At 60.4% G+C, this 11,847-nt stretch carries 12 protein-coding genes; 3 read left to right on the top strand and 9 right to left on the bottom strand.

Annotated features, from left to right (window positions below):
- Window positions 1-26: 26 nt before the first annotated feature.
- Together AC3E6W_RS02665 and AC3E6W_RS02660 are read left to right on the top strand one after the other, a co-directional pair.
- Window positions 27-419: a DoxX family protein gene (locus AC3E6W_RS02665; protein WP_490652244.1), complete on the top strand. Its 393-nt coding sequence runs from the start codon at window positions 27-29 to the stop codon at window positions 417-419.
- A 165-nt stretch (window positions 420-584) separates the two neighbouring features.
- Complete coding sequence (locus AC3E6W_RS02660) at window positions 585-842, top strand: GlsB/YeaQ/YmgE family stress response membrane protein (protein ID WP_070649756.1); 258 nt, start codon at window positions 585-587, stop codon at window positions 840-842.
- Window positions 843-978: 136 nt separating this feature from the next.
- Here the strand turns inward: AC3E6W_RS02660 and AC3E6W_RS02655 are convergent, their stop codons facing one another.
- Window positions 979-1,347: a zinc ribbon domain-containing protein YjdM gene (locus AC3E6W_RS02655; protein ID WP_485064663.1), complete on the bottom strand. Its 369-nt coding sequence runs from the start codon at window positions 1,345-1,347 to the stop codon at window positions 979-981.
- 350 nt (window positions 1,348-1,697) lie between these two features.
- Here AC3E6W_RS02655 and AC3E6W_RS02650 point away from each other — a divergent pair, with 350 nt between their 5' ends.
- Window positions 1,698-1,910: a TOBE domain-containing protein gene (locus AC3E6W_RS02650; RefSeq protein WP_005505155.1), complete on the top strand. Its 213-nt coding sequence runs from the start codon at window positions 1,698-1,700 to the stop codon at window positions 1,908-1,910.
- Window positions 1,911-2,092: 182 nt separating this feature from the next.
- On the opposite strand, the gene AC3E6W_RS02645 is transcribed toward AC3E6W_RS02650, so the two are convergent.
- The 8 genes from AC3E6W_RS02645 to AC3E6W_RS02610 all read right to left on the bottom strand — a co-directional run bounded on the left by AC3E6W_RS02645 (window position 2,093) and on the right by AC3E6W_RS02610 (window position 11,801).
- Window positions 2,093-3,256 (bottom strand): hypothetical protein, encoded by a 1,164-nt coding sequence (locus tag AC3E6W_RS02645; protein ID WP_304275859.1) that lies wholly within the window; start codon window positions 3,254-3,256, stop codon window positions 2,093-2,095.
- A 296-nt stretch (window positions 3,257-3,552) separates the two neighbouring features.
- Window positions 3,553-4,638, bottom strand: a complete 1,086-nt coding sequence (gene ychF / locus AC3E6W_RS02640; RefSeq protein WP_049343348.1) for a redox-regulated ATPase YchF — start codon at window positions 4,636-4,638, stop codon at window positions 3,553-3,555.
- A 338-nt stretch (window positions 4,639-4,976) separates the two neighbouring features.
- On the bottom strand, window positions 4,977-5,609 hold the full coding sequence (locus AC3E6W_RS02635; protein ID WP_490652242.1) for a response regulator transcription factor: 633 nt from the start codon (window positions 5,607-5,609) through the stop codon (window positions 4,977-4,979).
- Between the two features lie 138 nt (window positions 5,610-5,747).
- Window positions 5,748-7,010, bottom strand: coding sequence for a sensor histidine kinase (locus AC3E6W_RS02630; protein ID WP_490652241.1), 1,263 nt, complete (start codon window positions 7,008-7,010; stop codon window positions 5,748-5,750).
- A 179-nt stretch (window positions 7,011-7,189) separates the two neighbouring features.
- Complete coding sequence (locus tag AC3E6W_RS02625; protein ID WP_049343351.1) at window positions 7,190-7,948, bottom strand: ABC transporter permease; 759 nt, start codon at window positions 7,946-7,948, stop codon at window positions 7,190-7,192.
- A gap of 53 nt (window positions 7,949-8,001) precedes the next feature.
- Window positions 8,002-8,955 (bottom strand): ABC transporter ATP-binding protein, encoded by a 954-nt coding sequence (locus tag AC3E6W_RS02620; protein WP_490652239.1) that lies wholly within the window; start codon window positions 8,953-8,955, stop codon window positions 8,002-8,004.
- A 605-nt stretch (window positions 8,956-9,560) separates the two neighbouring features.
- Complete coding sequence (locus AC3E6W_RS02615) at window positions 9,561-10,646, bottom strand: 4-hydroxy-3-methylbut-2-enyl diphosphate reductase (protein WP_049343353.1); 1,086 nt, start codon at window positions 10,644-10,646, stop codon at window positions 9,561-9,563.
- 27 nt (window positions 10,647-10,673) lie between these two features.
- On the bottom strand, window positions 10,674-11,801 hold the full coding sequence (locus AC3E6W_RS02610) for a hypothetical protein (protein ID WP_053090271.1): 1,128 nt from the start codon (window positions 11,799-11,801) through the stop codon (window positions 10,674-10,676).
- Window positions 11,802-11,847 lie beyond the last annotated feature (46 nt).

Raw genomic sequence — 11,847 nt, 5'->3', positions numbered from 1 at the left:
TCTGCGGCGGGGAGGATACTGGGGGCATGAGTATTTTTAAGAAAAAAGAGTACAGCGCCGAGCGTTCGGCGACTCGCATGGCACGCGGTCTTGCCGTGATGGGCGCGTTGCACTTCATTATCCCCGAGCCCTTCGATTCGATTATTCCGAAGTACCTTCCGGGCCCTCCGCATGCGTACACGCACGGTTCCGGTGTGGCTGAGCTGGGTACCGCTGCCCTGTTGTCGAGCGATAAGACCCGCCGTGCCGGTGGTCTGTTGGCCGCACTGCTGTTCGTTGCGGTGTTCCCCGCGAATATTCAGATGGCTCTGGATGCGCGCAAGCAGTCCGCTCAGCGTAAGGCTATCGCGTATACGCGCCTGCCCCTGCAGTTGCCGCTGATTTGTAGCGCTCTGAAGATTTGGCGTAAGTCGAAGTAGCACCTTCGCCGTAGAACAACGGCACCTCGGTGTTTTACACGTAAAACACCGAGGTGCCGTTCACCTTAACATACCTGTTGTTAAGCCTCCCGTAACCGGCATTGCCTACACTTGAGGTAAAGCCCACCTGTCACAGCGGCAGGTGCACGACCCTTGGAGACAACGATGGACGCTCTTATCACTATGGTTATTACCGGTGCAATTATCGGTGTGATTGCGCGCTTCTTCATGCGAGGCCACCAGAACATTTCGATTCTTTGGACCATTGTCTGCGGCGCTATCGGCGCGGCTGTCGGCAACTGGGCGGCAACCCAACTGGGCGTCGCCGCCACCGCAGGCATCGACTGGATGCGCTGGATTCTTTCGGTCTTCGCAGCGATGCTGACCATCTCCCTATACCTGGGCATGACCGGCAAGAAATAACCCCCAAACCAGACGGACTCCTGAGTTTTATATCAACAAAGGCGGCACCTCCCCTAGCGTGAGCTAGCTTGGGAGGTGCCGCCTTTCTACGTCTTGTGCGAGGCGCTTTATAGCTTCTTCATTACGCCTTCTTGGCTTATGCCTTCTTAACCACGGAGGACTTCAGGTACATCTGGCCCGCGCCGGGGACCTTCGCCTCAATGTCGTGGCCGTTGACGGGGGATTCGAGCAGGCGGATGCCGCGCACCTTGGTGCCTGCCTTGATGTCTGCGCCGCCCTTGACCTTCAGGCCCTTGACGATGGTGACGGAGTCGCCGTCGACGAGCTCGTTACCGACGGAGTCGAGAACCTTGGAGCCTGCTTCTTCTTCGGTTTCGCCTGCTGCGGTGCGTTCCCATTCGTGGCCGCACATGGGGCATGCCCAGAGTTCGCCCATTTCGTAGGTGTAGTTTTCGCCGCATTCGGGGCAGGCGGGTGCTTCGATTTCGTTGAGGTTTTCGCTCATGGTTCCTTCTTCTGTCTGTGCGGATGCGCCGCTCCCCTGCACCTAGTTACCGCGGCGTTGGGCGGTGGTGCTGCGGCGTGTGGGCGCGCGTCAGCGAGGGCGGGGTGCGACGGTGGAGGGTGCGAGGGTTCTCGCGTTCGTGCTGACTATACCATTTGGCGGGTGCGAACCGCATGTGTGAGGCTGGTTTTTGCCGGTCTTTTGGGGTGGGTGCGGGGCGTGGATGAAGCCGAAAATAAAATTTGCATGGTTCGTGCGTAATATTTTGGTTGGAAGGTGCTTCTGGGTGGCTGCGGCGTGTAGAGTGCTTAGAGTATTTGTACGTTTTGAGTAGTGAAAGGCACGGCTTCATGAAGCTTTCTGCACGTAACCAGTTCGCTGGCAAGGTTGTTGAGATTACCGAGGGTGCTACCAACGGCATCGTTAAGATTGAGATCGCTCCCGAGGTTGTTATCTCCGCTTCCATCACCAATGAGTCCATTAAGGAACTGGGCCTGAAGGTTGGCGAGACTGCGTACGCAGTTATCAAGGCGTCCAACGTGATGGTTGGTGCTGACCACTAATCCCGGTCAATAAGACTTACACTCGGGCGGCTACCTTTTGTGGCGCGCGAGGGTTAATAGAGCGGAGCCCCGCACTACGAGCTGTAGTGCGGGGCTCCGCTGTTATGTTTTTATCGCTTAGACGTTGAAGCGGAACTCCACCATGTCACGGCGTAAATCAGCATTTCGGGGCAAGCGATATTTTACGAAGAGAGGTCTTCCTTCCACGGCCCAATCTTTGTGGCAGCCGCTTCCAGTTCTTCCCCGTAGGTTTTCCATAATTCAGGACACTTTTTGCTGATCCATTCGAAACCCTGATGGACATCGACGTTATCAATTCCCCAGCCCCATCTTCCTTCCGATTCAGGTATTGACTGAATCGCGGAAGCTAGATTCTCAATCATCCATGTCGATTGAAGCTCATCAACATCGGCAACCCAGCCAACCGCTCTGATGAGCCAGGCGGCTGCAGCAGTCACACGGTCTTGCGTTCCTTCAAGTTCCCACCCATCAAACGAGCGTAGGGCACCTTGAGATAGCAGAGAAGCGAGAGCTTTAGCAATTCCATATTTTCGCGTCCTTACCTCTTCCTCAGACAAGCTCCCGTCTCGGCATTCCAGTTCCAAATCTTTGACTGCCAGGAGGGCACCGGTCAGAACATTCAGTTTAAGCCCATTGGGAGCACAAGAATCAATCCTCTCAACCGCTTCAAGAAGAGGAACCGTTGTTTGGGGAAGAGCACGAACCAGCTCCTCATAGAAGCGGTGATTTTGGGGTTGCTTTTCTGCAGTCAGTCCCGTAACAAGTGCGACGATACGTGAGTCCTCAATCTTTGCTCCCTTTCCTTTTGCTTCCGTGATGAATTCGAACAATCCGGGATAGGGTGACCACCCGTCGCTTTCTGCATAACGGCGCTCGAACCCGTTAACATAAAGGCTCACAACTTCATCAGTCAGTTTATCTTGCACCTTCGTGGACGTTCCAGGAAGCGGAAGAGCAGGATTGGAGCGAAGAAGAGTGAGAAGGAAATCCTGGTCCTCTTTCTTATACCCGCTAACCTCCTTCCATAACATCTCCAGATGCGTGGGATATGAGGCTCGCTCAATAATCTCCGGTAGCGCATCGCGTCGCTGGCGTTGAGAAATTAACGTTTGATTCTCGAGGATTTTGGCTTGCAACTCGCTGTCACGTTTTGCTTGTTCGCTATCACGTTTTGCCTGTTTAGCTCCCATCTTCCATAACACAATGGAGATGATTGTAGTGACCAAAAAGGATGCTACAGCGACCACAAAGGATGCAAAACCCAAGAGAAGCGTCGGGTCATCCCACGACCATTTAGCTAAAAAAGATTCCCACCATCCGGGCATTTCTTATCCTTTCTTATTCTTAGACGTTGAAAAATCAGAATTTCGTTCATTCTCGTCAACGTAGACCAGAAGACTTGTCACAAGCATGGGCGCCTGGAGGTCTTCGGTGCAATGGGTTCGTTATTCTCTTCATTTGTTTCTTTATTTACAGACGTATCCGCCTCCCATATCTCCTGATTTGAGAATTATTACAAATTCAGCTTGCACTTACAGGGTACAAAAAATCCGGTGACAGTGAGATGAATTTCGTCATCCCTCCGTCACCGGACTCTCAAAGTCCTATCGACCCATCAGATTTAGACGTTGAAGCGGAACTCCACCACGTCGCCGTCCTGCATGATGTAGTCCTTGCCCTCCATACGGACCTTACCGCGAGCCTTCGCCTCCGCCATGGAGCCAGCCTCATCCAGGTCCTTGAAAGACACAACCTCAGCCTTAATGAAGCCGCGCTCAAAATCAGAGTGAATCACGCCAGCAGCCTGCGGCGCAGTATCACCCTTGTAAATAGTCCAGGCGCGAGCCTCCTTCGGGCCAGCAGTCAGGTAAGTCTGCAGGCCCAGGGTCGAGAAGCCCACACGAGCCAGCTGGTCCAGGCCGGACTCATCCTGACCGTTCATCTCCAGCATCTCGCGAGCCTCCTCCTCAGACAGCTCCACCAAATCAGCCTCCAGCTTCGCATCCAAGAACACAGCCTCAGCCGGCGCAACCATGTCACGCAGCTCCTGCTGCTTCTCCTCAGACGCCAGAATGCCCTCATCCGCGTTGAACACGTAAATGAACGGCTTAGCGGTCAGCAGGTTCAGCTCCTTCAGGTGAGCCAGCTCCAGCTTCGCATCCTTCGCACGAGAAATGATGGTGTCACCATCCTCCAGGATCTTCTGCGCGGTCTTGTAGGTCTCCAGCTGAGCGGCGTCACCCTTCTTAATCTTCACAGCCTTCTCCAGACGCGGAATAGCGTTCTCCAGAGTCTGCAGGTCAGCCAGAATCAGCTCAGTGTTAATGGTCTCCATATCGGAGGCGGGGTCTACCTTGCCGTCCACGTGAATGACGTCCGGGTCATCAAACGCACGCACCACCTGGGCGATAGCGTGCGCCTCACGAATGTTCGCGAGGAACTTGTTACCCAAGCCCTCACCCTCAGAAGCGCCCTTCACAATACCCGCAATATCAACGAACGAAACAGTCGCAGGCAGAATACGCTCCGAACCAAAAATCTCAGCCAGACGGTTCAGGCGCGCATCCGGCAGGTTCACCACGCCCACGTTCGGGTCAATGGTCGCGAACGGGTAGTTAGCCGCCAGCACAGTGTTGCCGGTCAGAGCGTTGAACAGGGTGGACTTGCCCACGTTAGGCAGGCCAACAATGCCGATAGTTAGAGCCACAAGTTTTCCTTCGAATCATGTGCCGCCATACGTTCAGGATGCGCCGCGTACGTGATGCGGCGGGTGCGGGCGGGCACAGGGCGAAAATGGTGCCCGCTTCCAAGCGCAACACCGTCGGTCTCGGGAAGAAACGGGTGCGGGGCGCCTGCGGGCATAGACACTATCATTCTACCGTGTTCGGGCAGGAGCCGCCCTGAGTGCATGCTAGACACCGCCGAAGGCACAAGAGCGGCACTGCCCGGGGCGCTGAAAAGGAGAAAGTGGAGGCGAAAAATGAGGCGAGGAAGCGCCACCGCTCCCCCGCCGGGGTCAATGAGAAAGAGATGAGAAGCAGGGGGCTAGAGCCAGCCGTTTTCCGTGGCGATACGCACCGCGTCCTGACGAGTCGACGCGCCCGTCTTCGCCATCGCCGCCGACAGGTAATTGCGCACCGTACCCGCCGACAAAAACAACGCCGACGCAATCTGCTGAGCCGTACCGCCCGAGGCCGCCTGCCGAAGAACCTGCGCCTCACGCTCCGTCAACGGAGAAGCACCCGTCACCAAAGAATCCGCCGCCAACGACGGATCCACCACACGCAACCCCGCATGCACACGACGGATCGCCTCCGCCAACTGGCGAGCACCCGTATCCTTCACCACAAAACCACTCGCACCAGCCTCCAGGGCACGGCGCACATAGCCCGGGCGGCCAAACGTCGTCACAATCAGCGTGCGCACCGGCTCACCCGACTCACTCAAAGCACCCGCATCACGTAGCGCCGCAGCCGCCTCAATACCATCAGCCAGCAAAGTACCGGGCATCTGCACATCCAGCAGCACCACGTCCGGCTTCAACAAGGCGACCGCGCCCAACACCTCGTCGCCGCTACCGACCTGGCCCACAATCTCCAGGTCAACCTCCAGACCCAGCAGAGCGGCAAGAGCCTCACGGATGAGCTGCTGATCGTCAGCGAGCAGAACACGAATCATGGGAGCCTCCCAGGGCTGAAGACGGGGTGATAACGGCGGGCGGAACAACCGCGTGAGGTTGTCTACCACCACCATACAGGGGCGGGTAGCTCCCCCGTCCAGGGCGCGGCGTTAAGTTCCACAATCTGCAGAACCTATTTACAGCAGTGAGGTATCGCCGTCCATGCTCACACGGATGCGCGTACCCACCCCACCGCCAGGGTTCTCCGCCAGCCACTGCTCGGGTGCCCCCTCAATCACCACGCTACCGCCAGACGCCGCCACACGCTGCGCCATACCCGTCAGACCGTTACCGCGCGCATCGCCCACACCCACGCCGTTATCGAGGATGTCCAGACCGGTTGCGCTCAGACGCACCCGCGCCGTGTTCGCGCCCGAGTGGCGCACCATGTTCGTGACCGCCTCACGCAGAACCCAGGAGAACAGCTTCGCGTTCACGCCAGCCACCGCGAGCGCGTTCTGAGCCTCCGGCAGTTCGGCGCGAATACCGGCGGTCTGCAGGGCGCGGCCCGCACCCTCAATCTCACCCGAGAAGTCGGGCACTCGCAGGCGCGTCACGGTCGAGCGGACCTCCGCCAGGGATGCGCGGGACAGCTGCGCGATCGCCTCCATCTCGGCACCGGCGCGGGCGGGGTCAATCTCCAGCAGGCGCTGCGCCAGCTCTGCCTTGAGGGTGATGACGGTCAGGGAGTGGCCCAGCACGTCGTGCACGTCGCGGGCGATCTCTTCACGTTCCTCGGAGAGCGCCAGGGAGGCACGTGCTACATCCGCGCGTTCGCCCAGCTCAATCAGGTAGGAGAAGCCCAGCATGCCCACCATCGGTGCACCGATAAAGAGGGAAATACCGCTGTGTGCGGTGACGTCAAAGCTGGTACCCACCATAAAAATTAGCCAGCAGGCCAGGGCAATCGTCGCCGCTACACCCAAGCGCAGGCGGTACGGGGCGATTGTGCCAAAAATCCAGAACGCCACAAAGTACATGCTGAACGACAAGAACACCATATACGCCGATTCCAGCCGCAGCGCCGACAGGCCAGCCACAGGTAGAGCCATCAGTAGCGTCCAGATGACGCTTCGACGCACCGTGGAGGCGACCGGCACCAGCCACGGCACCGCGTACGCCGAGCAGTTCACCACCGCAAACAGCGCCACCAGCGCCACACCGGCCCAGCGCACCGGCCCCAGCTCCGGGGTGGTGAGGAAGCTGTCCAGCGGCATGAGCAGAAACACCAGCCACGGGGCGCTAAAGCCCAGTGCCAGCCAGTTCACGTTGCCGCTGCGTTCCCGGTGGAGGAAGCGGAAGCGGTGCTTGCCCAGGGTGCGCTTCGCGGCGGAGGGTGCCGCCTCGTTCTCCGTGTGGGGGTGTTCGTTCTCGTAGGAATGGGTGTGGGTTTCGGTCATGGTTCTAGCCTAACGTGCGGGTGCCAGGGGTCCAGGTGCCACGGGTGCAGATGCCACCGGCGCGGCGGTGTCAGTAGCGGCAGTGTTAGTAGATGCAGTGTGAGCGGATACGGTTTCCGCCGCAGCCTCGGGAGCCCCTGATACTACGGAACCCTTGAGACTGCGGCGGGAAGAATCATTTAGCGGCGGGTTGCGCGGCGCATCAGCAGAGCAGAAACACCCAGGAAGATAGCCGCCCACACGACCAGGCTCACCACTGCGTACCAGAGCGGCTCGGTCACGAACCAGTCCTCACCACCCAGAATAATGGTCTGACCTGCGGTGAAGGGGTAGCGAGCGATCTCGGCGGCACCGTACAGCGGGGTGAAGCGTGCGTAGTTCAGCAGGTCGGTGCTCAGCGGGGAGAACACGGTACCGAAGAAGCTCATAATCACCAGCAGACCGTTCGCAATGGACACGGCGTTCTCGTTACGAATCAGCAGACCCATCATGATGCCGTAGAAGGCGAACACCAGACCGCACAGCACCGTCAGCGCGCCGGCTGCAAGCTGCTGGTTCACAGGGATCTCAACACCGGTGAACATGCCCACAATGTTCACCGCAATCACCGGCACCGCAGAAATCACCAGGGCGGTCAGAGCCTTCGCGCCCAGGTACTTGCCGGTAGTCAGCGGGGTCAGTGCCAGCTGGCGGTTCCAGCCGCTGGAGAGCTCGGCGACGGTGCTGCCGCTAATTGCCACGGTGTTCTGAACCGCACCGTAGAGCGCCATGCCAATCATGACGTACGCTGCTACGTTGCCGTCGCCCATCGGCTGGGAGGAGTAGTCCTGCATCGCGCCGAAGAGCAGGAAGAAGACGATGGGCAGTGCCACGCCGAAGAAGAAACGGTCGGTCGAGAGGATAGAAGCGCGGATGTCGTAGAGTGCGTAGCGGAGCATGATGTTTTCCTTGAGGTGTGTAGCGGCGGCGTAGCGTTTAGATGGTGTGGTGATTAGGCTTCAAAGGACTTGGAGGCGGCGGCCTGCTCGGTCAGCAGGGTGAAGGACTCGTCAAGGGAGGGCTTGGTGACCTCCAGGTCGGTGATGCTGTAGTTGTTCAGCAGAGTGCGCAGTACCTGCTCAATCTCCAGCACGGAGATGCGGTGGCGGTATCCGCCGGACTCTTCGGTGACCTCGACCGGCACATCCAGGTCGGTGATGGGTGCGGGTGCGAGGAAGCTGAGGTGGCGGTGACCGGTCAGGGCACGAATCTCATCGGAGGAGCCGTCAGCGATGATGGAGCCGGATTCCATGAGCACGATGCGCTGGGCGAAGTTCTGTGCTTCTTCCAGGTAGTGCGTCGCAAAAAGAATGGTCGTTCCACGTTCTGCGATGGCTTCCATACGCTCCCAGAAGGTGCGGCGCGCATTCACGTCCATGCCGGCGGTCGGCTCGTCCAGGATCAGCAGTTCCGGCGAGTGCATGGTCGCCAGGGCGTAACGCAGACGCTGCTGCTGACCGCCCGAGCACTTGCCGACCTTACGCTTAGCGATATCGGTCAGGTCGGCGCCGGCGAGTACCTCATCCACGTCGATGGGCTTGGGGTACAGCGCCGCAATCATCTCGACCGTGGCGCGGATCGTCAGGTCCTTGAGCAGGCCACCGGTCTGTTGCACCGCACCGAGCAGACCGGCGCGTGCCGCCTCGGAGGCGTTGCGACCGAAGACGCTCAACTCGCCGCCGCTGGGCTGGGTCAGACCAAGAATCATGTCGATGAGGGTGGTCTTACCTGCGCCGTTGGGGCCGAGCAGGGCGATGATTTCGCCGCGCTTGACGGTCAGGTCAATCGAGTCGACGGCGACCACGGTGCCTGCCGCGCGGGTGGAGAAAACCTGGCGGAGGGAGCGGGCAGAAATAACGGTTTCTGCGGTGTTGTGCTTGCTGTTCTGAAGTGCTGCGGTGTTCATGTTTCTATTACACCGCCGGTTCTCGCACCGCTGCGGTACAGAGTGTCATGACCTGCACATGACAAATGTCATGAGTACGCGGAGAGGCTGTTATGACGCGGTAATTTCCGGGGTAATAGGCCCTGGGCAACGAGGCGGCAGCGGAGGCGGTCGCGCGAAGCGGGGGCTCCGTCCTCAAGGCGCCAGTGTCAATCATTGTTGGGGCACCGCAGAGGGGGGCACTGCCTGCGGCGGAGGTGCCGGTTACGCGGAGCGGAGGCTCCGTCCTCAAGGCGCCCCAGCGCCGCAGAGGGGGCACTCCCCCGCGTAGCGTGAACGCGAAGCTACGCAAGCGTCTCTATTCATGCATCCTCATGCACGAAAAACCCCGCGTAGCGAGACCACGTAGCGGCGGAGGCGGTCACGCGAAGCGGGGGCTCCGTCCTCAAGGCGCCCCAGCGCCGCAGAGGGGGCACTCCCCCGCGTAGCGAGACCGCGAAGCTGCGGAGGCAACCGGTTACGCGAAGCTGCGCAAGCACCCCTACCCGCGCATCAGATACAAAAATCCCCGTATCCAATCCCAAACGGGAGAAGATACGGGGATCTATAAGCTCTTGAGCAAGCCTTTAACGAGTGGGCTTAGCGCCGCGGCCACCGAGCTGGCGGCCTACGTTCTCGTCATTCTTCAGGGCGGAACGCAGCTCCTTCGGCAGGGAGAAGAGAATATCTTCCTTCGCGGTCTCGACCTCTTCGATGGTGCTGTAGCCGTACTCGGCGAGCAGAGCCAACACCTCCTGAACCAGCACCTCGGGCACCGACGCGCCGGAGGTCAGGCCCACGGTCGCCACACCCTCGAACCAGGACTCGTCCACCTGGTGTGCGAAGTCCACACGCTCGGCACGCTTAGCGCCGTATTCGAGGGCTACTTCCTTCAGGCGCACGGAGTTCGAGGAGTTCGCCGAACCCACCACGATGACCAGGTCTGCGCGCGGAGCGATTTCCTTGATGGCGCCCTGGCGGTTGGAGGTTGCGTAGCAGATGTCATCCGAGGGCGGATCCTGCAGGGAGGGGAAACGCTCACGCAGACGCGCCACGGTCTCCAGGGTCTCATCCACAGACAGGGTGGTCTGGGAAATCCACACGACCTTCTCGGGGTCTCGGACGGTCACCTGATCCACCTCATCGGGCGAGTTCACGATCTGGATGTGCTCGGGCGCCTCGCCGGCGGTACCCTCGACCTCTTCGTGGCCGGTGTGGCCGATGAGCAGAATGTCGTAGTCCTGCTTGGCGAAGCGCACGGCCTCGCGGTGCACCTTGTTCACCAGCGGGCAGGTCGCATCAATCGTGTTCAGCGAGCGCTCGCCGGCAGCAGAAACCACCGCGGGGGACACGCCGTGGGCGGAGAAAACGGTCACGGAACCTTCGGGAACCTCGTCCACCTCATCCACGAAGATGGCGCCCTGCTTCTCGAGGGTCTCCACCACGTGGCGGTTGTGCACAATCTGCTTGCGCACGTACACGGGCGCGCCGTAGTGCTCCAGCGCCTTCTCAACGGCAATCACGGCGCGGTCGACGCCGGCGCAGTAACCACGGGGAGTGGCCAGCAGGACTTTCTTCTCGCCGTTCACGGGCGCGGCGGCTTCGATGTCGGCGCGGCTGCGACGTTCGCGAGGAACGGGCGGCAGGCCCAGGGCAATAGTTTCAGTGGACATGGTTACTATCCTAGGTTATTCGGACTTCTAGTGTGTGATGACTGTGGCATCGCTCGCAGTGGTGCGGCCCAGGTGGACCAGGTGCACGAGAATCCCCACCAGCAGCAGGATGACCGCCGCGGCGAGACCGTAGCTCGCCGCAGCTCCCAGGTGGGATGTTGCCAAGGGTCGGGTTACGTTCCACGCCCCGTCGATAAACGCGGTTCCGGCGGCGCTACGGCTGGTGATCCCCAGGGAGGCGGGGGTCTGGGCGCCCAGCCAGGAGGCGGCGCCCCAGCAAGCCAGGGCGTACAGCAGGGCGGAGGCGACCGGCACCAGCACGCGGCGGCGAGGCGCAACCAGGACGGCCACGAAGAGCAGAACTGCAGCCAGAACAATCAGGGTTCCGGTGGCCTGCCCAATTGCGGCGACGCGTTTAATCGCCGAGTGGACCACCCAATCGCTATCCTGCGTTGCGCTCCCCTGGGCCGCGCCATCCCGGACCCTGTCAATGTTCAGGGTTTCGGGGCCGAGCTTCGTCAGGTCCGGGTCGAAGGGACCGATCGAGCCGACCTTCTCGTCCAGGGCCCGGTAGAAGGGCGTGAGCACGATGACGGCGGGCCCGTCGTGGCTCAGGTTGTACCGCCGAGTCTCTTCCGCGATATCGCGCCAGAGGCTTCGGTATTCATCAGTTTTTGAGAGCTCACCGGCGGCGCGGTTGAGCATGGAGCGGATCCCGTCTTCGGTGGGCTTCACCAGAATGGAGTATAGGCCGCTTGCTTTGGTTCCGTCGAGGAAGGTTGTCATAGCTTCGCTCTTCATGAGGTCTTCGACCGCGCCGTCAGCGATGCGGGTGGCCAGCTGCTGGTCGCTGGCCAGGTTCGCTGAAATCTCCGAAAAGCCGGTCTCGGAGGCGATATTTGCCCTCACCCAGGCGCCGCCCGTGGCGCCCAGGGCGCACAGCACCGAGAGCAGGCTCAGCACGAGGGCGATAACCGTACGCAAACCCGCCGCGACGGGTGCGTGCGCGGGAGGGGCCGCCGCGGACTGTGCGGCGGGGCTCGGTAAGCCGCCGGCCGGATAGCCCGATGCCGGCATCGCGCGCGTGGGCTGCAGGAGCGAGGTCTCTTCCTCGTCCAGGTTGCGGGTGGCGTTGTGATGATCTGGTGAACGCATGAGCCTAGCGTACCGCCTCAACCTTAAGGTCACGAGGCGACTCGAT

The sequence above is a fragment of the Rothia sp. SCPM-O-B-18226 (M350) genome (genome assembly GCF_058213595.1).
Note: the sequence above shows the minus strand (reverse complement) of the source record. Positions and strands in the feature narration are given on the sequence as shown.

Bases quoted from the DNA above. Each gene is read 5' to 3' on its own strand.
- AC3E6W_RS02650 (WP_005505155.1), top strand. From the start codon at position 1,698: ATGAAGCTTTCTGCACGTAACCAGTTCGCTGGCAAGGTTGTTGAGATT.
- AC3E6W_RS02615 (WP_049343353.1), bottom strand. From the start codon at position 10,646: ATGTCCACTGAAACTATTGCCCTGGGCCTGCCGCCCGTTCCTCGCGAA.
- AC3E6W_RS02660 (WP_070649756.1), top strand. From the start codon at position 585: ATGGACGCTCTTATCACTATGGTTATTACCGGTGCAATTATCGGTGTG.
- AC3E6W_RS02635 (WP_490652242.1), bottom strand. From the start codon at position 5,609: ATGATTCGTGTTCTGCTCGCTGACGATCAGCAGCTCATCCGTGAGGCT.
- AC3E6W_RS02645 (WP_304275859.1), bottom strand. From the start codon at position 3,256: ATGCCCGGATGGTGGGAATCTTTTTTAGCTAAATGGTCGTGGGATGAC.
- AC3E6W_RS02625 (WP_049343351.1), bottom strand. From the start codon at position 7,948: ATGCTCCGCTACGCACTCTACGACATCCGCGCTTCTATCCTCTCGACC.
- AC3E6W_RS02610 (WP_053090271.1), bottom strand. From the start codon at position 11,801: ATGCGTTCACCAGATCATCACAACGCCACCCGCAACCTGGACGAGGAA.
- AC3E6W_RS02665 (WP_490652244.1), top strand. From the start codon at position 27: ATGAGTATTTTTAAGAAAAAAGAGTACAGCGCCGAGCGTTCGGCGACT.
- AC3E6W_RS02630 (WP_490652241.1), bottom strand. From the start codon at position 7,010: ATGACCGAAACCCACACCCATTCCTACGAGAACGAACACCCCCACACG.
- AC3E6W_RS02655 (WP_485064663.1), bottom strand. From the start codon at position 1,347: ATGAGCGAAAACCTCAACGAAATCGAAGCACCCGCCTGCCCCGAATGC.
- AC3E6W_RS02620 (WP_490652239.1), bottom strand. From the start codon at position 8,955: ATGAACACCGCAGCACTTCAGAACAGCAAGCACAACACCGCAGAAACC.